Raw genomic sequence first — 22299 nt, 5'->3', positions numbered from 1 at the left:
TCACTTTCATTATCTTCTGTAGCAAAAACATTTTTCATAGACCAGAGATACTCCTCTGTATCGCTCATTAGTACTGTTTTTGTATAAATTTCATCCTCCGCAATAAAAGATATATTAAGAAATAAATAGATAATTTACCAATGACATGTTATCATTTTGAATGCGATTTCAATAGCTTTGTTATAACGGTTTTTTTACTCTTCTTCGTGAATGTCTTTTTGCAAAATCTTTGATATGATAAAAAAGAATACAAAAGGCTTTACGGAAATCATTCACATCGTTAATAACCACTTCTAAATTTTCCAAAGATAAAGGAGAACTTCATTCATGAGTCAGAAAACAAGATTAAATAATGACTGGTTATTCAGCAAACAGCCGCTTAAGTCTACTTTAGAATCGGTGATAGCAGCTGATTCGGAATGGATCGACGTAACTTTACCCCATGACTGGCTTATTTTTGATACACATAATCTATATGAAAGCGGAGAAGGCTGGTACCGTAAAAGCATAGTTATAGATGAGCACGTGCCAAATAGCCGTGTGTCGCTTCGTTTTGAAGGCGTATACATGGACTCCACTCTCTATGTGAACGGCCATATCGCAGGCGTCTGGAAAAATGGATACTCCACTTTTGAATTAGATATCACGCCATACATTATTGAAGGTGTCAACGAAATCTATGTTCAAGTGGTTCATGAGTCTCCTAACTCACGCTGGTATTCCGGTGCGGGCATCTATCGGAGTGTATGGCTGAAGACGTATCCAGGGACACATATTGTGCCTGATGGTATTTATATCTCTACTCGCAAAAAAGAGGATGCCTGGAATGTTGAGGTAGATACCGAAGTATTGTGCAATGATCTATTGCAAAGCGCAAAGCACTACATAATTCGTCACAGTATACTAGATGCTTCAGGAACTTGTATCTCTCATGTAGAAAATGAAATCCCAGTACAAGTCGGGTCTGCTGTACCCAGCTCTGCCCTCTTATCCATCAATAATCCAATGCTCTGGGATATTAACCAGCCTTACTGTTATAACCTAAAAACGGAGCTGTTAGAGAACGAACAAGTGATCGAGGAAGAAGTCCAAACCTTCGGATTCCGTACGATGGAGTTTGACAGCCAACAAGGTTTCTTATTGAATGGCCGAAAGGTGAAGATTCATGGCGTATGCCAACATCATGATTTGGGATGTTTGGGGGCTGCGGTGAATAAAACAGCTCTAAAAAGACAGATTATCCTCCTGCAGGAGATGGGCGTAAACGCTATTCGTACGGCCCACAATATGCCAGCCGTTGAATTGATGGAACTAGCCGATGAGATGGGCGTGCTCATAGTTTCCGAAGCATTCGATATGTGGGAACGCAGTAAAACTCCTTTTGACTACGCCAGATTTTATCCGGATTGGTGGAAACAAGATATTGCCAGCTGGGTACGCCGGGATAGAAATCGCCCCTCCATGCTCATGTGGAGTATCGGAAATGAAATATACGACACCCATGCCGATGAACGCGGCCAAGAGTTAACCATAGAATTACGTGATCTGGTGCAGGTTCATGACCCTAAAGGAAATGCAGTGGTTACTATCGGTTCCAACTATATGCCTTGGGAGAATGCACAGAAATGCGCAGATCTAGTGAAGTTCGCAGGGTATAACTATGCCGAAAAATACTATGATCAGCATCATGAGGAACATCCAGACTGGATTATTTATGGCAGTGAAACATCGTCTACTGTACAGAGCAGAGGCATCTATCACTTCCCTTTTGCTCAGTCTGTATTGTCTGACGATGATGAACAATGCTCAGCTTTAGGAAATAGCTCCACTAGCTGGGGTGCCAAGAACACAGAAGCTTGCATCATTGCAGATCGTGATGCGACCTACTCACCGGGACAATTTATTTGGACTGGATTTGACTATATCGGGGAGCCGACCCCGTACTTCACTAAAAACTCGTATTTCGGTCAACTGGATACCGCGGGATTCAAAAAGGATTCCTATTATATTTATCAAGCAGAATGGACGGATTACAAGGTCGCCCCGATGATTCATATTTTTCCATACTGGGATTTCTCTGAAGGGCAGCTTATTGATGTGCGAGTATGCTCCAACGCACCACAAATCGAATTGTTCTTTAATGATCAATCCATGGGCACTTTTAACATTGACCATAAACATGGTAAAAAGCTGCTTGGGGAATGGCAGCTCCCATTTAGCGAAGGTACTCTACGAGCAGTCGCTTATGATGAACACGGAGTACAGATCGCTGAAGATACGGTAACTTCTTTCGGAGATTCAACTACTGTGGTCATGAAGCCTGATAAAACTCAGATCACTGCTGACGGATCGGACTTGGTATTTGTTGAGATCTCGACCCTCGATCAAGAAGGACGTCCCGTGGAGAACGCCAATAATCGTATCCAAATCTCTGTAGAAGGACCGGGGCGTCTTGTTGGTTTGGATAATGGTGACAGCACTGACTACGATTCATATAAAGGAACAAGTCGCCGGATGTTCAGTGGAAAATTGCTTGCAGTCATTGCCTCTTCATTGGAGCCAGGTAAAATCGTTGTACGTGCATCTTCCCAAGGCTTACAGTCCGCTGAGCTTACACTGACTGCCGAAGCACGAGAGCTAGATCATTCTAAGGACGAAGAGCTTGTACTTTATCAGCATTCGTCACAATCACTATCGGATGTGAGCGAGTTATCCCAAGACTATTTATCAGATGAAATTCCCGTTCGCAAGCTGGAAATCATATGCCCACAAGGAAATCAACTAACGAAGGACACCCGAGCACTTCCGGTTCGTGTGCAAATTCATCCAGAGAACGCAACCTATCAGGAAATTGAATGGCGAGTTACGAATGCTGCCGGCATTGACGCCAATATAGCCGTTCTTGAGGCAAATGGGCATGAAGCAGTAATATCGGCTTTGGGAGACGGAGACGTCTATGTACGGTGTGCAACGAAAAACGGTGCAGATCAAGTGCGCCTGTACTCGCTTATGGAATTCCATATTCGAGATATGGGAGCGGCCTTTTTGAATCCTTATGAGTTTGTTTCCGCTGGTTATCATAGCAATACGAGCCGGAACTTAACAAATGGGAATGAACGCGGAGTGGCTACTGCAAGAGAAGGTGAAAGCTGGATCTGTTTCGACAACATCGATTTCGGTGATTATGGAGCTACTGAACTTACCCTTCCTATCTTCGCGCTAGATAACGATAAATATACGATTGATATATGGAAAGGTACTCCGGATGCTCCAAACGCAGCTCTGCTGACACAGGTAACCTATCAAAAACCTTCTATATGGAATGTATATCAAGAGGAAACCTACTCATTACCTGAGCGAATAAAAGGTGTCACCACCCTTTGTTTTGTTCTTCATAAAAAGATTCATCTCAAGGGCTTTCAGTTTAACAAACCTTTAAAAGCGTACGAACAACTTAACGTTCTGGAATACAATCAGATTTATGGGGATTCCTTTACACTGGCAGATGGACAAATCAAAAATATTGGTAACAACGTCTCTCTCATCTTTAAAGATATGGACTTCGGTGATACTGGAAGCACTAAACTAACCTTATGCGGGCATTCGCCTATCGATAAAAATACTCTGCATATTCTATTTAGCGGACCAGAGGGTGAAAAGAGACAGCTTGTGGAGTTTACACAGTCAAGTGATTATTGCGAAAGAGAATTTGTGTTGGAGCGCGTAACCGGTCCACAAACCGTCACCTTTATATTTCTACCGGGGAGCCAGTTTGACTTTAAGTGGTTCCAGTTCCAAGTAGAATAAGGTAGTTTCAACTTTAAACTAATCGCTTACCAAAAGAAAACCCTGCGCATTAGCACAGGGTTTTTCCTTTAACTTATATTTAGAGCTACTTAGTCAACTTTATTAAATTCGATCCAGTCGATCTGTAAACCTGGTTTAATGAATTCCAGTTTCATTTCATAAAGACCTGCTTCGAGTTCTACTTTCACAAGCTTTTGTCTAATCCATTGACCTTCTGTCCCGTTGGTTTGAATGGTTGTCATCAATTGATCATTCAAATTAACATTGCATGCACTTTGAGCCAGCTCAGGCTCTGTTGACATGATATGCACGAGGATCCGATATTGACCAGCTTGGCCAACTTCAAAGAAAGTCGATCCTTCAACGGCTGGCTTAACCTGTGGATTTTGAGATAAAGATTGTACTTGTTCTGCAGTAAGTGAAGGATTGGCCTTAAAGGACTCAACCGTTTCAATAATTTGCTGTTTTCTCGAGAATACTGGAGCATATATGATGAACTCACAAATATTCATTGCAGAACGTTGCAGCTCTCCTCTAGTCAAAGATCCATTTTCCAAGGATTCAATGGTGTTGTCATTCCATCCATTAATTTCGGCGCCATAGTTAGCTACAACCATGTACAGGTCATTTTGTGCACGGACCATCCAATTTGTAAATTTCCGGTCTGCAGCTCCACCATTAACGACATCATTCATGATGGCCCACCAGTCTGTCATGACAATACCTTTGAAGCCCCATTCTCCGCGGAGAATTGTAGTGTTCAAATCGTAATTTGAAGCGGCCCAATGTCCATTAACAGGGTTATAAGAGGTCATAATTGAATTTGCCCCACCCTGCTTCACAGCAATTTCGAAACCTTTCAAATAAATCTCGCGAAGCGCACGTTCCGACACAACAGCGTCAACCTTACTGCGATGTTTCTCCTGATTATTGCAGGCAAAATGCTTCAGTGTGGCATTAGAGCCACCTTTCATAATCCCACGTGTACATGCAGCGGCAAACACCCCAGAGATCAAAGGATCTTCAGAAAAATATTCAAAGTTGCGGCCATTAAGCGGGCTGCGACGAATATTCAGACCTGGTCCAAGCAAGGTGTCTATGTTGTTTCTTACCAACTCTTGTCCTTCTAACACATACAGCTCTTCGACTAATTCGGCATTCCAAGTAGCTGCAAGAAGCGTTCCGATCGCAACCTGAGTCGCTTTTGCTCCACTATCCATACGAATTCCTGAAGGACCATCTGCCGTACATGCAACAGGGATTCCTAAGTTATATAGACTATCACTTACTCCTCCAAATGCAGAAGCTGTACCCGGTGTAACTAAAGGACTGCTCATGCCTTCACCCCGGACAATGGCAGCCAAGTCATCGTCACTAAGCTGGGCAATAAAAGCTTCCATACTAACTTTTTGTTCAAATACATCTCTTAATTTATGCCCTTGATTGCCTGTCTGGGAGATCGTTGTTGGTAGATTGCTCTCGATCCGTTCTGCTAACGAAATCTTGCGTGTTGGAACCTCTACATACAGAAGTTCATACGAACCGTCTGCATTTTGAACGCCAGGTTGCATTCTTGTAAAGCTTTGCGTTGGTGCAAGAGCTTCTTGTAACTGTTCCACAACTTGAAGAGTTTCCACGACATAGCCGCTATTCCCTTCAACCTTGACTTCCTCCACTTTTTTAACACTCGTTCCCGCAAACACGCGGTACGTGCCTTCTTCTAGCACATAAGCAGAAGCATGCCCTGTCACACCAGCGTCATCATAGGAAGCCATAGAATGAACAGGAAAACTCACAGTAAGACGTTGAGCTTCGCCTGGCTGAAGGACTTTTGTTTTTGCGAATGCTGCCAAAGCTTTAGCAGGCTGTCCCAATTTTCCTTGTGGAGCTTCATAATAGACCTGAACGACCTCTTTTCCAGCAAAGGTAGTTCCTATATTGGTTACGGTTACGCCGACTTCAACATTTAGTTCGCCAGCTTTGTTAATAAGTTTTGCTTCTTCTGGCTCGAGCTTAAACTTGGTATACGATATTCCATAACCAAACTCATATTGAACCTTTTCTGGGCAAAATGTCTCGAAATAGCGATAACCAACATAGATATCTTCCTGATAAAGGTTTGTAAATTCATTGCCGTAGTTATGTGTTGACGGGTAATCGTTGATGGAATATGCGATCGTGTCTGTTAATTTACCGCTTGGAGTCACTTCTCCGGCCAGCACGTCCGCAATTGCATTACCACCTTCCATTCCCCCCTGCCAAGAGTAGATGACAGACGAAATCGGATTTTTATAGCTTTCATCGTTCAGCCAGCTCATATCAATAATATTAGAGACGTTCAGTACAACAATCGTTTGCTCAAAATATGTAGTTACCTGCTTCAGCATCGCCTTTTCATCAGCTGTTAGTTGGTAGCTCCCTGAACCATCGACATTATCCTGATCTTCTCCTGCTGTACGTCCGATTACAATGATTGCTTTGTTCGATTTTCTTCTAGCCTCTGCTACCAATTCGTCGGATAAAAGCATTTCCTTCTGGTTCCATGGCTCTGCAGCCCAAACGCCGCCACCATTATCAAATGGATTTTGCGCAATCCACTTCTCATATACTGCTGCCAAATCTTCGTTGACCGTAAGGTTCTTTTTACTGCGAAGACCGCCTAGCAGGTTGGTCGTATAAGTAACATGAACACTACCGCCCGAACCAGTACCACTGCGATAATAATTCACTTGAGTTCTGCCAAATACAGCAACATTATCATTTTCACCAAGCGGAAGCACCTGATGATCATTCTTCAACAGTACCGCACCTTCAGCGGCTACCGTTCGGCTAAATTCTGCAAAACCTTCTAATGGAATTCCCACACTCTGTGTACTCAACTTGTTTCCTCCTGTTGTTCAATTCTATAGGTTGTTTCTTTAGGCATCAATTACATATCATAAAGTTTAACTATACCATTATAGTACATTGGATAACTGTAATATATATAATAATTATCTTTATTAATATAATAATATTGGTCTGTTAGAGTTGGAAATTTTCAATCGATGTTAAAAATATCAGCTAAGTTCAATGATCTTCGTGGCAACATTATGGCAAAATTCGCGATCATGCTCCACAAAAACGAGTGTTGGGGTATATTCAAGCAATAGCTCTTCAATTTGCATACGTGAAATAACATCAATAAAATTAAGCGGTTCATCCCAAATATACAAATGAGCTTTTTCACTAAGACTTTTGGCGATCAGGACTTTTTTCTTTTGGCCGCCACTGTATGTGGAAATATCCTTATCAAATTGAATTCTGGAGAAATCAAGCTTTCGCAGAATAGATTTAAAAAGACTTTCATCTATCCCATTCTCTCTAGCATAATCTGTTAAATCGCCCCGTAGATCTGAAGTGTCTTGTGATACGTAGGAAATGATAAGCTGGCTATCCTTAGTGAAGGAGCCGGTATAATCTATCTCCTCACCGCAGATCAATTTGATGATACTTGATTTCCCGGAACCATTTTTACCCGAGAGTGCTATTCTCTCCCCCTGCTCAATGGTAAAGCTTACTTCTGAACATACCCTTTTCTCTCCGTAAAAAACCGAAACATTGTCCAGCTCCGCAAGATGACGTTTATGATAAGCAAGCTGCGTAATCTCTAAGTTCTCAGAATTTTCAATATTTTTAAGAAGCTTAGACTTTTCGTTGATGGCAGATTGCTGTCTTTGCTCGATGGCTTTAGAGCGTTTCATCATTTTAGCGGCCTTGTGCCCAACATAACCTTTATCTAACTTAGATCCAGAATTTCTAGTTCCGTTTTTAGTTTTTTCCACCTCATGTGACCAGTTACCTGTCCGTTTAGATGATGCTGACAAGCGTTTGATATCTCTTCTAAGTTTTTCGTCCTCTGCTAACTCAAAGTTATCTTGTCTGACTTTATTCTCCCACCAGCTAGAAAAATTGCCCTTTTGAATCTCTATATTAGTTTTATTAATCGATAAGATGTGATCCACACAATTATCTAGAAAGGATCTGTCGTGAGAGACCAGAATATATCCACTTTTTGAATTGAGGTAATCACTGACAAGCTTTCTTGCCGTCATATCCAAATGATTTGTAGGTTCATCAATCAACAGGAAGCTATTTTCCTTTATGAATAATGTGGCTAACAGCACTTTCGTCTGCTCTCCGTTAGACAATGAATCAAAGGGACGATATAACACATCCTCAGAAACCTTTAGCAAAGAAAGCTCACGCATTAACTTCCAATGAATATAATCCGGAAAAATCTCGCTGATCACATCTATGGTGTTAAGCTCCTTGTTATTCACCTGAAAAGGGAAATATTCAAAGCTGACATGAGCAGAAATATTACCGCTGTATTCATGCTTTCCAAGCAATAAGCTAAGAAATGTAGTCTTTCCTCGACCATTTCTCCCTGTGAAACCTAATTTCCAATCGGTATCGATTTGAAAGTTTACGTTCTCAAATATGTTATCGTAGCTGCCTTCATAGGCAAAGGTTAGATTTGTGACATTTATTAATGACATAAAATAATCCTCCTGTATTTTAAAAAATAAAAGCCACAAGAAAGTTACTTTCTTGTGACTCAAATAAATACAGCAAATCCAGCCCCAAATGGAGTTAGATATGGATATATTTTCGAGTGAAAAGAAGTAGTAACTTTCTTGCATACAAAGAATAAAACAAACGAAATAAACCATTGTTGTTGTTTTATTCATCATAGGACGCAAGAATAATTACTACACTATACTTTTCAACTCCGATCATTAATTTGTAATTATGTTATCATGCATACTTATTATTTTCAACTTCCTACCCATAATTCGTTAAAAAAGTTCAAATTCTTCTTCTGTAAGATCCATATTTACACTCATAGCTGTCCGACTCCCGTCAGCCGCGGCAAACACTAGCTGAGAAGGCATAAAATAAGAAACATCTCCAGCCGAATATAATCCTGGAATCGAGGTTCTCCCCGCACCATCTGTGCTAAACCCACCAGAATCATTCCGCTCTACAGCCAAATGATCTACGATCGATGCCGTTTGGATCAAATTCGGAGCAATAAACCCTCCCGTTCTTATGATCTCAGTACCATCCGCAAAACGAACCGCCTGAAGTTGCCCGTCATGACCCATAAAAGAGGAAACTAATGATTCTTTGACTACAACCCCCTTGGCCTCAAGACTTTTTTTCTGTTCATCTGAAAGGAATGTCTTGCCGTTCGTGCAGATAACCAAATCTTTACTCCAATTGAGCAGCATCTTTGCCATATGAAAAATATGTGGATTTTCGCAAACAACGACAAGGGGTTGATCTCGTAATTCCCAGCCGTCACAATACGGGCAATTAAACAGACTTTTTCCGTATAATGGACGTAGGCCCTCTATCTCAGGAAGGACCTCCTTTAACCCAGTCGCCAAAATCAATCTGCGAGCTTCAATGTGACGACCAAACGAATCAAGTACTGCAAATCCAGAATCATTTTTGTTAATCGAAATAATCTCAGTCTGGATATGCTCAACTGACGGATAACGTAGTACCTCCTCATACGCAATACGACGAAACTCGGCTGGTGTAACCCCGTCTCTTGTAATAAAACCATATGACGCATGGGTAACAGCATTTCTTGGCTGATTATTATCAATTAAAGCTACTTTTCGTCTTGCCCTACCAAGAACAAGGGCTGCGTTCAAGCCTGCGGGTCCACCACCAACAATAATGCAATCGTAAATCATATGAATCATCTCCTATATGCAGATATTAAAGACTCTTTTTGTCTATTATTAAATCAAAAAAATATCTGTTACATCATAGATTTAATGAATCTATAATATCTCCAAATTAACTAAAGTGTCAACCCAAACCTCCCGATCCTCCATGAGTTTTATTTAGTGTAGTGCTAGAAAAAAGCAAATAAGCCCATTACCGTATGTTTGGAAGTAACTTAATACTCCAATATATAAGGTAAGAGCTATATCTTGAACTTACTTGGCAGTGTAGGGCTTCCTCACTAATCAAACTTCCCCGTTTGCTAATTCTAATTCATCAGCCGAGGGTCCATAAAGACCAGGTACCGGCACGTCAAGCAGCCGCAAATATACTCCAAGCTGTGCCCGGTGGTGAACCATGTGATTCAATCCGATGGTACGAAGCGCAGCAGCCCGGGTCTGACGACGGATGATCTGCTCCCCGTTCCGCAAGGTCCACTCGGCGCCGAGCATCTCCACATTGCTTGCAGTAATTAATTCCTCAATCTCACGAGCTTTCAGGTCGAACTCTTGTAGAACCGCATCGGGACTCTCCAGTGCTTCTCGTCGGTATGCCACGGATGCCAAATCAAACTCCGAGTAAAGAAGAATTGCGGATTGCCAGCTCAGAAGGTTAACGAGATGTGTGGCCAGCCCACCCAGGCTCATTGACTTAGAGTGTGGTTTCCATGTCATATGCTCCTGAGGCAGCTTCTCCAGTATCCGACGCGTACCAGCCAACTCCTGCAAAACATCCCCAATGATCAGCTCTTTAACCATTCATCTCTCTCCTCTCTTCTGTAAAGCAATTTCTTTTGATCATTCGTGTGATACTTTTGTTCCTTTTCCCAAACAGTTTCTAACTCTCCGCTGGATCGGACCGTGGGGCTCTTATTTCGAAGATTTATGGCATTTCACCAGGTTATCGGACCCAGTGAAGCTAGAATAAAAAGTGGACAGTAGTTAACAGACTGGCGATAATGAGTCCACGGAGGTGTGTTCACATGGGAGAACATCGACAACGGTATAACGAAGAATTTAAAAAACAGACAGTGCAGTTCATTCAAGAGCAAACAAAGACAGTGGGCGACTTGGCGGAAGAGCTCAACATCCCAAAAAGTACCCTGCATCAATGGATGAGCCAGTATCGAGAACTAAAGAATGAACCGGCAGCTAGCGTGGATCGAGTACGGGAACTCGAGGCACAGTTGAAAGAAATGAGCCGTCAACTTCAAGAAAAAGATAACAAGATTGCTGATGTGGAAGAGGAATTAGCGATCGTAAAAAAAGCAGTGCACATCTTCAGCAAACCAAGGAACTGAGATTCCAGTTTATTGAAAAACATCGCTCCGAGTTTCTCTTGGAGAAGATGTGCATGACCCTACATGTGTCACGGAGCGGGTACTACAAGTGGCGGACAGAAAAAAACAGTACGCATATGCTTCGTAAGGCTGCGATAATGAAGCGAATTCAGTATCATTTTGCAGACCATCAAAAGCGGTATGGGAGTCCGAAGATCACCCGCCTGTTGCATCAAGAAGGTTATACCGTTACCGAACGCACGGTGAGTGTGTACATGCGACATATGAAGCTTCGCTCCATTGTCTCCAAAACGTATCGCGTACAGACCACCGACTCCAATCATGACCATCCGATTGCCCCAAATACGCTGAACCAGCAATTTAAAATACTCAAACCCAATTCAGTATGGGTTACCGACATTACATACATTCCTTGCCGGGGAGGGCGCTTGTACCTGGCTAGTGTGATGGACCTTTGCACGCGCGAAATCGTGGGGTGGCGCTTGGAGAACCATATGGAAACTAGCTTAATTTCGGGCGCCTTACAAGATGCTTACGAAGCTAAACAACCGGAAAAGGGTCTATTACATCACTCCGATAGAGGTTCTCAATATACTTCTCATGAATACAGGCAGCAGTTGAAAGCGTATGGCATGGAGTCCAGCATGAGCCGCAGAGGTAACTGTTATGATAACGCCTGTATCGAGTCGTGGCACAGCATTTTGAAAAAGGAGCTCATTTATTGTAATCCACGATTCAAAACTAAGGAGCAAGCCTACCAGACACTTTTTCAATATATTGAGTTTTACTATAACCGCAAGCGAATGCATGGCGCGCTGGGGTATCTTTCTCCAGTTCGTTTTGCTGAGCAATTGACTAGAATGTCTGTTGCGTGACTGTCCACTTTCTTGACAGAGGTCCACAGATGCAGCTATTTCCCTAAAAACACTCCGATTCTGTGCCATTATAAGCCAATAAGAGCTATGCAGTCCGATAAGCTTGAAAAATGCTGCGAAAATCTAAAATAGCTGCAATAGAGTCCGATACGATGGACATTTGGCGAAAGTCCGACACAGAATACATCAGAAGGAAGATCAGATTGGACTATGAATAACGAATTCGACATCGCTTAAGAAACATCCTCCTGAGCATTCGCTTTCCAAGTCTTCTCTCTACAACTTTTTAGATACTTTCTGCCAATTGCATAGTGGTAACACATGTATTATCACTCTTAAAAGTGGAAAGTTCAGATTTTGCTGCTTTTCCGTCCTGCTCAATGGTTACGTTATATTTTTTGTCCCGGGGCAACCAAAGATCAATAAATCCGTTAGATAGCGATTTCATTTCTTTATCCACAATCACATTGCCTTCGCTGTCTTCGATATATACTTTAAACTCATCATCCGTTAATTCCCCTTGGCAGCCGGTCAAGCTATGTGTAGCGCAAGGATGCGTATTCTCCACATATGGAGCTATAGAAACAAAAAACTCATCTTTAGGCAAGTCGTAAGTTTTCTCTTTATTGTTACTATCGGTTACAATAAGTTGCTCAGAAGTGATAGAAGCGGACAGGTTTTCCATACTGCTTGAACTATATTCTTGCACTAATTGCTTAATGTCGGTTGTATCTTGTGCTGAGGGCGTATCCTTGTCGATACCTCCCAATAACAAATACGCACCTAATGCAACAACCGCCGCTCCAGATACCAGCAAGATATTTCTTTTCATTTGTAATCATCTCCTTCGCTTATTCGCCAGATTATGTACTCTCTCAGAGTATCTTCCATTTCTTTTAGTATAACTAGTTAAACTAAACTAACACAATTATGAACAAGGCAAAATAGTGAAAAGTTATGTATTTGATTCATCCTCTATCAACACAAAAAAGGCCTCCTCACTGGTTTTTCAACCTCGAGGAAGCCTTTTATCTTTTATATTATTATGCTTGTAAATTACCGACCATAACACGAATGACATCCGCAAGAGGAGTAGCTGAACGTTTCAGCAGTTTCTCTAAATCGCTACTTTCAATATTAAGCCAACCTTCACGAATACCACGTTGTATAGCTACAACTATTGGAAGCGCAGCTTCTGGGACACCCACCTCCGACATGGTCTTGGCATAAGCCTCGTCGTCAACCTGGATTACTTTGATTTCTTTACCGATTACAGTGCCTATGATCTCAGTCAATTCCTCTTGTGTTAAAGGTTTGCCAGACAATTCATACACTGTGTTCTCATGTCCGTCACCTGTCAGTACATTAGCTGCAGCTTCTGCATAATCTCCGCGTGTAGCCCAGCCAACTTTACCGTTCCCTGCTGAAGTCACCCATGGGGCACCTGCTAGAGCGCCTTGAATGGAGCCGATCTCATTCTCCAAATACCAGTTATTACGGAGGAAGCTGTAAGGAATGCCTGTTGCGCGAATAGCTTCTTCGGTGATGCGGTGAACTTCAGCAAGAAATAGTTCACTCTTGTCTGCTTGTCCTACACTTGTGTAGGCAATGAAGCCAACGCCTTCTTTTTCCGCAGCAACAACAGCTGCTTTATGTTGACGAATCCGGGTTTCATTATCACCATCTGCGGAGACAATTAATAGTCGATCCACACCGGCAAATGCTGATTCCAGCGTCTCAGGTTGATCAAAATCACCATGACGGACTTCTACTCCACGCGCCTGAAGATCACTTGCTTTTTCTGGGTTCCGCACACTAACTACAAGATCACCTGCGGGTACAGTTTTAAGTAAAGCTTCTATCACCAATGATCCGAATTGACCTGTTGCTCCTGTTATTGCTATTTTCATTTTTACTTCCTCCTCAAATTAGGATGATAAATTTATTTTTAACCACTACCTGTAACTATTGTAGTTACAATCAGTTTAGATGTCAACTTATTTATGATCCCAACTCTGGCTGGATAATACGCAGAAGAATTAAAAAACTATATTCACAACAAAAAAACCACCGTCATTTCCGTTAGGAAAAACGCTGGTTCTATGATCAGCTCCATATCAACTTAATAATGGTCCCTTGTCCAGGGCTACTCTCAACAGCAATCCTGCCCTCCATACATTCGATTAATCCCTTGGAGATCGCCATGCCAAGGCCGGATCCGTTGGAGCTAGATACGGTGTCCGTTCCTCGATAATAACGTTCAAATAGACGGTTAAGTGTGACTTCATCCATTCCATCGCCATCATCGGAAAATTGAATAGTAAATCCACTGTCCTCATCATTCATAGTAAGCGAAACCGTTAAAATCGTATCTGAGGGGTTATGAAGTAAAGCATTCGCAGTCAAATTGTTGACCACCCGCTCTAGCCATGGAGTATACAATCGAGCTCTCACTTCGTTTGGTGCCGGCACAAATATAATTCGTTGCTTCCCGTATTCGGGATTTGCAGCAGCTTGATCAAGGGCTTGATGTAGCCAAAAGTTCAATTCCACCTCCATCAGCTCTGGTGGCTTGATCCCTGTTTTTAGCCGATAGGTCATGGCAAGATCACTAATAAGCATGTCCATATGGGCTGATTTATCCAGCATAGTCCTTGTAAACTTGCGAACTTCCTCTTTCGACCAATCATACGAAGGCTCCGCCAGTAAATGGGCATAACCAGTTATAGAAGATAAAGGAGTTTTTAAATCATGTGTAACACCTGCGATCCATTCTTCCCTCAAATTCTCTGTTTGTTGCCGCAACGCTTGATCTCTCTGCAAATTAGCAGATAATTTCTCTATGGATACCATAACATCAGAAAAAACCCGGTATCTCCGTCTCCATTTACCTACGTGTGTTCGACTACGACGATTTCCTTTACGGTCCATAGGCTCTGTATATATGGCATTTCCAATGGAATCGAGCCATACAAGCATATGCAGCATTGGCGCTCCAAACCTATGAGCTTGCCATAAAGAAAGCAATATAAATGCAAGCAATAAAGCCGCGAGCATTGCTAATGAGCCTTTAATAACAATTTTAACCTCTTCAGGTACCCATACCTTTTGGCCTGTATCTGCTCCCTTTACGTTTGGTTGTCCAACGATCCATGTTTGGCCGGTTTGTTTATCAAAAGAAGATCGGACATGATAGCCGTAACGTTCACTGTAGAGAGTGCGTAGTGCTAGCTCTGGCACTGAGTACTTGGTGGGAATCATCTTTGGCCTATTATAGGAGAGCAGCTCCGTACCCGATGAATCAATGAGTTGAACAAAAGCCTGTGATGATTTAATTTCTCTTTCAATCGAATCAGGCAGAACCAGATCTCCATCTACTGCATCAAATGTACCTTCGCTCATTTTTTTTAACAGAGGATCTAGTATATTTGGCGCGCCATAAAGAAGCGTGAATTGTCTCCCATTTTTCTCTTGAATCCATACAGCCAGAGTATACGGAAAAGGCTGAGTCCCTGTCCAATAGGCGACTACTTCACCCGGTCCATATTGAATTGGGACATCTTTTGGAGTGTTGTAGGCACTTTCAACTTTTCCATTTTCATCGATGTTTTGCAGCCAGCCCTTATTCTTCTTCACTTGCTCCAGCAAGCTCGGGGAAAATTGAATGCCCTTCTCATCAATTTTGGAGGATTCAACCAGTTGCTCTAAGCCAACATTAGCAAAATCACGCGTAATACTGATATCGAGAAAACGCAACAGCATCCAAGTAAACGTTACCGCTGCAATAGCGAGAACAACCATTCCCGTAATTGCTAGCTGTAGAACGAACCTTAACGTTAACCGGCGTTTGATGTTCATGGCATGGACAACTCCTGGCGGTCTACCTTCACCAGCTTATAACCAAGGCCCCTTACGTTAACAATAAATTTTGGATCGGACGGGTCTGCTTCGATACGTTCTCTAATTCGATGAATATGAACCATGACCGTATTATCATCACTCAGTGCTTCATCGCCCCATACTTTCTCATATAACTCACTTTTGCTGAAAATCTGATTGGGATGTTTGCATAGGAAGACCAGCAGTTGAAATACAAGTGCCGGACAAGCAACAGACTGACCCTCTACCAGGAGTTCTCCCGCTGTCTCATCTAGCTTAAACCTTCCGTAATCATATACATTTGCAGATTTATGGGGGACTATTTCTACACTCTTGCCAGTAGCCTGTTGGTTAGCAGAAGCAAAATATCTCCGCAGCTGTGCTCTTATACGAGCCACCACTTCAAGCGGGTTAAAGGGCTTAGTGATATAATCATCTCCACCTATAGCAAAGCCCGTTAATTTATCGAAATCAGACGTCCGAGCAGTCAGAAAAAGAATAGGAGCATCCGTCGTCTGCCGGATAAAAGGGCAGATTTCGATGCCACTTCGTCCGGGCAGCATTACATCCAGCACAATTAAATCATATTTTTTGGATTCACAGGCACTTACTGCTTCTTCACCTGTTTGCACTGTATCTATATTGACGTAGCCTTCCTTACGCAGCACTGTCTCCATAATGTCTAAAAGTGATACCTCATCATCAACCAATAAAATTGAAGCCTCATTCATATAAATTTTCCCTTTCACAATAGACGTTTTTATCATCATAGCATGATTTTTTTGGCTAGCAATCTTACTAATCTTAACGGAAGCTTAATTCGTATTCATTAAATAGCTAGTAAATTATGTAAGTGTTAATATAGAATTTCAGAAGAGCTAAGGATAGACTGCTACAATCGTAATACTGGGAGGCGATATATATGTACAAAAAACCTAAAAAAATCATTCATAAAGTTATTTTGAATACAAGAACTGCCTTGGCTGTAGGGTCATTGTCTTTATTAATGGCTGCCTGTGGAGGAGAGAATGCTGATGTGCCGACTACTGAAAAGGCGGAGCAGACAACAAACCCGGCCACAGCTGCCATTCTGAGCGGATTTGCTCCAGATGAACTATCAAAGATTCTACTGGACGGGAAGTATAAGGAGTTGTATGCCCGCTTTAACCAGCCTTTAAAAGATGAAATAAGTGAAGCAGAATTAGCAGAGACAGGAAAAGAATTCACTAAGGGTATCCATACATTGGAAAAGGCATCGACCATGCAGCTTAATGGATTTGATCGACGCACATGGGTTAGTGATGCTGGCAATAAGGGGCTCGTCGGGATGTTTGATCCGGATGGGATGATTACATTAATTCAAGTTCAAGAGCTTATCCCTTCTCCTGAAACCGACAATGTACTAAGTAAACATGAATACGCGCTGCCGTTTGAGGGGGATTGGTATGTGTTTTGGGGTGGCGAGAATGTGCTTGTGAATTATCATTATGAGTTAGAAATCCAGCGTTACGCTTACGATTTTATCCAAACCAAAGATAACTATTCCTATAAAGGAGACCCACTAAAAAATGAAAGCTATTATGCCTTTGGCAAAAACATTCTCGCTCCAGCGGACGGCACCGTTGTATCGGTTGTGAATGACATTAAAGACAATGAGCCAGTTGGGGTCATGAATCCGAATCAAGCTACCGGAAATATCGTTGTCATTGATCATGGCGGGGAATATAGTCATTTGGCGCATCTCAAACAAGGGTCAGTTACTGTAAAACCGGGGGATAAAGTCGAAAAAGGGGAGGTTATTGGCTTAACAGGTAATTCTGGTAATACGAGCGAGGCCCATCTACACTTCCAAATCTCAGATGGAGCTGATCTATTCACTTCCCGGGCAATCAGAGTTAAATGGGAGCAAGATTTAAAACCAATTCAAGGCGAGACTATTTTCGCCGCTAATTAGCGCTAAATTCCGGGTCGCTAAGGTTGTCTCTCATAAATAATAGATCAGATAAGACAACCTTGATCTTCCCTAAAAAACTTCCTGTATTCTGAGGAAAGGAAGTGTCAACCCCGATGTCTTTACTCCTAGGCTCTCATGTGTCTATGACCGGAACAAAAATGCTCCTTCGAGCTAGTGAAGAGGCAGCTTCTTATGGAGCGGCCACCTTCCTTTTTTATACCGGAGCCCCACAAAATACACGCCGCAAACCCATTGAAGCTTTGAATATTGAAGCAGGACATGCTCATATGAGAGATAACGGTATTTCTAATATTATTGTACACGCTCCATTTATTGTTAACTTAGGAAATACACTTTCGGCACAGGTCTTTGAGCATAGTATAGAGTTTCTTCAATCAGAAATCATAAGAACAGAAGCTTTGGGTTCAACCCAAATCGTCCTACATCCTGGCTCTCAAGCCGGCATCTCTCGGATCGCGGAAGGCTTAAACGAAGTGCTAACAGATAAACGAAATGTTCAGGTTTCATTAGAAACTATGGAAAAGGTAGTGAATGTGGAGTCTCTTTTGAATAACTTCCAGCTATTCCCAAACTCTTAGAGACTCCCTCCATCGGTGAAAAGAAATATGTAAACGCACCCTATAAGCATGAGATTTCCTTGTTAAGGGGAGATACAGATGAGCTGGTAAAAAAATAAAAACCGCCAGTTACGCGGTTTTTTATCTGTGCAACCATCATCGATTATCCTTTTGTGGAATCAATTGTAGTAGGCGCGGTTCCATTTACCTGGAGTTTTTTTAACGAGTTTTTCTTTGCTGTTAATTCTTTGGAAAGATCAGCTTGCAGGCGATTCATGTTTTTAATTTCATCGTTAAGCTTTTTGATTCGCGTCATTTTACTGCTCAAATCTGTGTGAGACTTGCTAAATTTCATATCCTGTTCTAATTGATTAATTTTGAATTTGGATTTTTCCTTTTTGTTCTTCACGTTTTTGAGCTTGCTCTCTACCTCTATGATTTCTTGTTCTAACCTTTGGATCATTGGTTTGGTGAAATTAATCGCCATTCTTACACCCCATATCATTTAGTGTTGCCGAGAATCAATTCTACTATAAAAGAACAAAAAAGCACACTCATTAGAGTATGCTTTTTAAAAATAATCAGAGAAATAAGGATGTTCTGGCCTGATTAACCCTTCCAGGAATTGAACTGTCGCTTCATCTGCCTGGATCCGACCGATCCTAGCCAAATAGGTAGGTCGCTTATAGCCCATTAACATCGTGGTTAAAGTCGGAATGTCAATCAACAAGGAAGGGTTAGTCCCTCCTGCGTGCAAAACACCTGTTCCATCTTTATCCACATTAAGCGTAAATGTACCCCGGTTCCATTCCAGCATCGGATCACTCAAGGTGAAGATAAGGCAACCCTCTTTATCCTGTTTTTTAAACGGATACTGTTCGATAAATAATTGTACATCCACTATCCGGGCCATAAAATAAGGAGCAATGGTTTCCTTGATGTCACCATCATCTAAAACGAAGGAAAGCGGCTCCCCTTTATAAATATCCCCTTTGACAAGAGTAATCATCGAAAAATGTGCACTTATAAAGTTCCATAATCCCACCCGAGCTTCTTCGTTAATATATACCATTTCTTTGATATAAAAGATCTCCTCAGCAACCCAATACAACAAATACCCCGTGGGCAAATCATCATTGTTATAATAGATGCCTACCGTCATTTCATCCAGATCCCAGCGTAAATATTCTTCCCAAGCCAACTTATTTCGAAGCATAGCTCCATGATGCTGCATGGAGAACTGATCATATATCTCCTTGATATCCGGATGTTCAATAGTTACCCGCTCCACGTTCCCAGGAACTTTTTTAGTTTTCGGCAGCTGAGTATCCGGAACTTCAAATGAGATTTTATCGGTAATGATCTCCCAGCCTTTCCGCCTATAATATGGAATGGAATACGGAAATAGATAAGAAATTGATTGCTTGCGGCCCCGCATTTTAGTTAATGCATGCAGCATCAGCTTATTCATTAAACCTAAATTAGCATATTCGGGATAGGTTCCAACACCCGTCAGGCCACCCATCTCATAAATTCGCCCAAAAATATTTACTTGAAATGGGTATACTGCTAACTGTGAAATCAATTTATCACCATCAAACCAACCGACTACATCAGCATACTTTAGAACTGGCAGCTTCGCTTGGGTGATTTCACGATTTTCCCAACCAAAGATTTGTAAATCACGATTCGTCACTTGAAATACATAACGTAATAAATTATTAAATTGCTCTGCATGTTTAGTCTCGACATTTGCTAACCTGATTCTATCCTGCAACTTATTGCGACTCACTATCAATACCCCCGCTGAATTACCCAGATATAAATCAGAAATCACTCTTATTATTCTTTATATCCGTTCAATAAATACATTCTTTCAGAGAAGGTTAGCCTAACGAGTTCTTTTGCAGCTTCGGGATCAAAGCATACGCAAACGTGATGAATGGGCTTAACCACAGAAGGGTGGCATAAGGTATATATTCAATTACCGGTACACCTAGTGTAGCTGCGAAAAAAGCACCGCTAACTCCCCAAGGAATTAAAGGATTAACAAGGGTTCCACAATCCTCTAACGTACGGGATAGTGTCTTTGCTGGAATGCCTCGGCGATTATATTCATCTTTGAACATTTGACCGGGCAGCAAAATAGAAAGATACTGTTCACCAGTCATCCCATTAACCGCAATGGATGATGCGCCGCTCATAAGCACGATACTGCTTTTACGTTTGAGAGGTTGAATGATTTTGCGAAAAAAAGCCTCTATGACACCACAATATTGTATTAGCCCGCCTAATGATAAAGCAATCAAGATAAGTGAAACGGAGCTCATCATTGATTGCATTCCACCTCGGTTAACGATAGAAGCAACGGTTTCATTGGCAATAGTACTTTCGTATCCATTCTGCATCACACTGAACCAGACACCGATTTCTGTCTGCTGCTGAATAATAGCGGTCACCAGAAGACCAGTGACAATGCCAACCATCAGTGTAGGAAGGATTGGGATTCGTTTGATTGAGCAAATAATAACGGCAAGTGGTGAGATCAACGTTAACCAGTGAATACTAAATCCATCCTGTAGAGCAAACTTAATCCCCTGAATCGACGATAAATCAATCGCATCGGCTTTTGGTGCGAACAAGAAAAAGACAGTAGTTATAATAAGCGCTGGAATCGTTGTGTACATCATATTACGAATATGTGTGAACAAGGATATACCTACCACTGCAGGTGCGAAATTTGTAGTATCAGATAAAGGTGACATTTTATCACCAAAACAAGCTCCACAAATAATCGCTCCAGCAGCAAGTGTTGGAGAAATCCCTGTCGTCAAAGCAATACCCATCAAAGCTACACCAATCGTGCTAACGGTGGTGAATGAGCTTCCAGTAAACATAGAGACGACAATTGTGACATATAACGCGCTTACTGCAAAGTAGTTCGGATTAATATAATCCATACCATAAAATAAAAGTGTAGGCACCGTACCACTCATCATCCATACAGCGATCAATATTCCGATTAGCATGAGAATAAGAATGGGCATTATAGCTGTTTGTATGCCTTTGATGATAGCTGCCTCAATATCTTTCCATGACACACCAAATAAACCCAATAAGACTGCTGTGCCAACTGTGGTTGCGAGAAGCGGGATATGAGGTTCTGCTTTTAATAGGAAAATAGATACAAAAAGAAATGCAAGAATAAAGGCGATGATAATCATACTTTTTGAAAAACTAAGCTGACGGTCCATAACGATAGTGCTCCTTAACATTGTGATTGGGATAAAATCCGAAGAATGCGGCGCTTCCTTACTTTTAAGCTTTTAAGCTTTTAGGCTTTTGGGCAATGAAGCACAGAGGTAATATTAACGATAAGATAGAGAAGAGTCAATGTTAAGAACATACAATGAAGGTTTTTCCATTAAAAAACAGAGGGCAAAATGCCGCTCTGCTTTATATTCATCCTATTCACTTTACAATTGCAGCTTTAAAATATCCTGCGGAGTTTCAAATTTATATTTCGCGGGAATATGCTCATGCTGCTTGCATCCCCATAAAGCTAATCCAAAATCGACACCAGCATCTCGTGCACATTCATAATCATAAATCGTGTCCCCTATGTAAATAGATGATTCAGGGTTTGCTTTTGATACTCTAATAAATTCTAGCAAGGGGTCTGGATGTGGCTTATGCTTTGCTGTATCTTCTGCGATAACGGTATATGATAAATATTTAGTTAAGCCAAATGGAGCGAAATCGTCATTTAGCTCATCTCTTGTCTTGGAAGTCACAATTCCTTGAACGATCTCTTTTGACTGTAATGAACTCATTACATCTACAATTCCGTCAAAGATGTTAATAGTATCATAGAAATCTTTCATGTAAACATTCCATCTCTCATTGCCCTCATGAATATCTTCGATCCCAAGTTGCGGTAATGAAGCTGAACCTGGAATACCTAACACAAAATTAAGCTCTGACAATTCATACTCTTTGTTGTGATCCACCTTTAACATCTTTTGCAGAGAACTCAAAACAGCAATTTCTGTATCAATTAAGGTTCCATCCACATCAAAGATTACAGTGTTATATTTACGCATAACTACCTCCTATAGGATT

At 41.6% G+C, this 22299-nt stretch carries 16 protein-coding genes and 1 pseudogene; 5 read left to right on the top strand and 12 right to left on the bottom strand.

The window, feature by feature from the left end; all coding sequences use genetic code 11:
- Positions 1 to 327 precede the first annotated feature (327 nt).
- Positions 328 to 3807: a glycoside hydrolase family 2 gene (locus NSQ66_RS14635; RefSeq protein WP_076316235.1), complete on the top strand. Its 3480-nt coding sequence runs from the start codon at positions 328 to 330 to the stop codon at positions 3805 to 3807.
- Between the two features lie 89 nt (positions 3808 to 3896).
- On the opposite strand, the gene NSQ66_RS14630 is transcribed toward NSQ66_RS14635, so the two are convergent.
- From NSQ66_RS14630 to NSQ66_RS14615, 4 genes are all read right to left on the bottom strand, one after another.
- Positions 3897 to 6686 carry a glycoside hydrolase family 3 C-terminal domain-containing protein gene (locus NSQ66_RS14630; RefSeq protein WP_076099272.1) on the bottom strand — a complete coding sequence of 930 codons (2790 nt, stop codon included), beginning with the start codon at positions 6684 to 6686 and terminating at the stop codon, positions 3897 to 3899.
- Positions 6687 to 6866: 180 nt separating this feature from the next.
- Complete coding sequence (locus NSQ66_RS14625; protein ID WP_036677916.1) at positions 6867 to 8348, bottom strand: Lsa family ABC-F type ribosomal protection protein; 1482 nt, start codon at positions 8346 to 8348, stop codon at positions 6867 to 6869.
- Between the two features lie 300 nt (positions 8349 to 8648).
- Positions 8649 to 9557 carry an NAD(P)/FAD-dependent oxidoreductase gene (locus tag NSQ66_RS14620; RefSeq protein ID WP_038570935.1) on the bottom strand — a complete coding sequence of 303 codons (909 nt, stop codon included), beginning with the start codon at positions 9555 to 9557 and terminating at the stop codon, positions 8649 to 8651.
- 279 nt (positions 9558 to 9836) lie between these two features.
- Positions 9837 to 10349, bottom strand: coding sequence for a DinB family protein (locus NSQ66_RS14615; RefSeq protein WP_076099273.1), 513 nt, complete (start codon positions 10347 to 10349; stop codon positions 9837 to 9839).
- Between the two features lie 224 nt (positions 10350 to 10573).
- Here NSQ66_RS14615 and NSQ66_RS14610 point away from each other — a divergent pair, with 224 nt between their 5' ends.
- Together NSQ66_RS14610 and NSQ66_RS14605 are read left to right on the top strand one after the other, a co-directional pair.
- Positions 10574 to 10891, top strand: a complete 318-nt coding sequence (locus NSQ66_RS14610) for a transposase (RefSeq protein WP_036683594.1) — start codon at positions 10574 to 10576, stop codon at positions 10889 to 10891.
- Complete coding sequence (locus tag NSQ66_RS14605) at positions 10840 to 11766, top strand: IS3 family transposase (protein ID WP_143766314.1); 927 nt, start codon at positions 10840 to 10842, stop codon at positions 11764 to 11766. Before NSQ66_RS14610 ends, NSQ66_RS14605 begins: the two co-directional genes overlap by 52 nt.
- 286 nt (positions 11767 to 12052) lie before the next feature.
- Here NSQ66_RS14605 and NSQ66_RS14600 read toward each other — a convergent pair whose 3' ends face one another.
- The 4 genes from NSQ66_RS14600 to NSQ66_RS14585 form a co-directional block, all read right to left on the bottom strand.
- Positions 12053 to 12598, bottom strand: a complete 546-nt coding sequence (locus tag NSQ66_RS14600; protein ID WP_036677924.1) for a CueP family metal-binding protein — start codon at positions 12596 to 12598, stop codon at positions 12053 to 12055.
- A 211-nt stretch (positions 12599 to 12809) separates the two neighbouring features.
- Positions 12810 to 13676, bottom strand: coding sequence for an SDR family oxidoreductase (locus NSQ66_RS14595; protein WP_076141649.1), 867 nt, complete (start codon positions 13674 to 13676; stop codon positions 12810 to 12812).
- Positions 13677 to 13872: 196 nt separating this feature from the next.
- Positions 13873 to 15624: a HAMP domain-containing sensor histidine kinase gene (locus NSQ66_RS14590; RefSeq protein WP_076141650.1), complete on the bottom strand. Its 1752-nt coding sequence runs from the start codon at positions 15622 to 15624 to the stop codon at positions 13873 to 13875.
- Complete coding sequence (locus NSQ66_RS14585; RefSeq protein ID WP_036677929.1) at positions 15621 to 16376, bottom strand: response regulator transcription factor; 756 nt, start codon at positions 16374 to 16376, stop codon at positions 15621 to 15623. The genes NSQ66_RS14590 and NSQ66_RS14585 overlap by 4 nt, the downstream gene beginning before the upstream one ends.
- A 191-nt stretch (positions 16377 to 16567) precedes the next feature.
- Here NSQ66_RS14585 and NSQ66_RS14580 point away from each other — a divergent pair, with 191 nt between their 5' ends.
- Together NSQ66_RS14580 and NSQ66_RS14575 are read left to right on the top strand one after the other, a co-directional pair.
- Positions 16568 to 17599 carry a M23 family metallopeptidase gene (locus NSQ66_RS14580; protein WP_076215403.1) on the top strand — a complete coding sequence of 344 codons (1032 nt, stop codon included), beginning with the start codon at positions 16568 to 16570 and terminating at the stop codon, positions 17597 to 17599.
- 113 nt (positions 17600 to 17712) lie between these two features.
- Positions 17713 to 18296: pseudogene (locus NSQ66_RS14575) on the top strand (TIM barrel protein).
- A 44-nt stretch (positions 18297 to 18340) separates the two neighbouring features.
- On the opposite strand, the gene NSQ66_RS14570 reads toward NSQ66_RS14575, so the two are convergent.
- The 4 genes from NSQ66_RS14570 to NSQ66_RS14555 form a co-directional block, all read right to left on the bottom strand.
- Positions 18341 to 18664: a hypothetical protein gene (locus tag NSQ66_RS14570; RefSeq protein ID WP_036677934.1), complete on the bottom strand. Its 324-nt coding sequence runs from the start codon at positions 18662 to 18664 to the stop codon at positions 18341 to 18343.
- Positions 18665 to 18748: 84 nt separating this feature from the next.
- Positions 18749 to 19969 carry a GNAT family N-acetyltransferase gene (locus NSQ66_RS14565; RefSeq protein ID WP_036677937.1) on the bottom strand — a complete coding sequence of 407 codons (1221 nt, stop codon included), beginning with the start codon at positions 19967 to 19969 and terminating at the stop codon, positions 18749 to 18751.
- Between the two features lie 94 nt (positions 19970 to 20063).
- Positions 20064 to 21431 carry a Na+/H+ antiporter NhaC gene (gene nhaC, locus NSQ66_RS14560; RefSeq protein ID WP_038570924.1) on the bottom strand — a complete coding sequence of 456 codons (1368 nt, stop codon included), beginning with the start codon at positions 21429 to 21431 and terminating at the stop codon, positions 20064 to 20066.
- A 222-nt stretch (positions 21432 to 21653) separates the two neighbouring features.
- Positions 21654 to 22280, bottom strand: coding sequence for an HAD family hydrolase (locus NSQ66_RS14555; protein ID WP_076141652.1), 627 nt, complete (start codon positions 22278 to 22280; stop codon positions 21654 to 21656).
- Between the last annotated feature and the right edge of the window lie 19 nt (positions 22281 to 22299).

The organism is Paenibacillus sp. FSL H3-0329 (genome assembly GCF_037963285.1).
Taxonomy (GTDB): Bacteria; Bacillota; Bacilli; order Paenibacillales; family Paenibacillaceae; genus Paenibacillus_AQ; species Paenibacillus_AQ odorifer.
The sequence above is the reverse complement of the archived record's forward strand: the minus strand, read 5'-3'. Positions and strand labels throughout refer to the sequence as shown.

What these genes read in the sequence shown, in the direction of transcription:
- NSQ66_RS14570 (WP_036677934.1), bottom strand. Translation starts at nt 18,664, where the DNA reads ATGGCGATTAATTTCACCAAACCAATGATCCAAAGGTTAGAACAAGAA.
- NSQ66_RS14625 (WP_036677916.1), bottom strand. Translation starts at nt 8,348, where the DNA reads ATGTCATTAATAAATGTCACAAATCTAACCTTTGCCTATGAAGGCAGC.
- nhaC (WP_038570924.1), bottom strand. Translation starts at nt 21,431, where the DNA reads ATGGACCGTCAGCTTAGTTTTTCAAAAAGTATGATTATCATCGCCTTT.
- NSQ66_RS14615 (WP_076099273.1), bottom strand. Translation starts at nt 10,349, where the DNA reads ATGGTTAAAGAGCTGATCATTGGGGATGTTTTGCAGGAGTTGGCTGGT.
- NSQ66_RS14635 (WP_076316235.1), top strand. Translation starts at nt 328, where the DNA reads ATGAGTCAGAAAACAAGATTAAATAATGACTGGTTATTCAGCAAACAG.
- NSQ66_RS14610 (WP_036683594.1), top strand. Translation starts at nt 10,574, where the DNA reads ATGGGAGAACATCGACAACGGTATAACGAAGAATTTAAAAAACAGACA.
- NSQ66_RS14595 (WP_076141649.1), bottom strand. Translation starts at nt 13,676, where the DNA reads ATGAAAATAGCAATAACAGGAGCAACAGGTCAATTCGGATCATTGGTG.
- NSQ66_RS14590 (WP_076141650.1), bottom strand. Translation starts at nt 15,624, where the DNA reads ATGAACATCAAACGCCGGTTAACGTTAAGGTTCGTTCTACAGCTAGCA.
- NSQ66_RS14585 (WP_036677929.1), bottom strand. Translation starts at nt 16,376, where the DNA reads ATGAATGAGGCTTCAATTTTATTGGTTGATGATGAGGTATCACTTTTA.
- NSQ66_RS14600 (WP_036677924.1), bottom strand. Translation starts at nt 12,598, where the DNA reads ATGAAAAGAAATATCTTGCTGGTATCTGGAGCGGCGGTTGTTGCATTA.
- NSQ66_RS14580 (WP_076215403.1), top strand. Translation starts at nt 16,568, where the DNA reads ATGTACAAAAAACCTAAAAAAATCATTCATAAAGTTATTTTGAATACA.
- NSQ66_RS14555 (WP_076141652.1), bottom strand. Translation starts at nt 22,280, where the DNA reads ATGCGTAAATATAACACTGTAATCTTTGATGTGGATGGAACCTTAATT.
- NSQ66_RS14620 (WP_038570935.1), bottom strand. Translation starts at nt 9,557, where the DNA reads ATGATTTACGATTGCATTATTGTTGGTGGTGGACCCGCAGGCTTGAAC.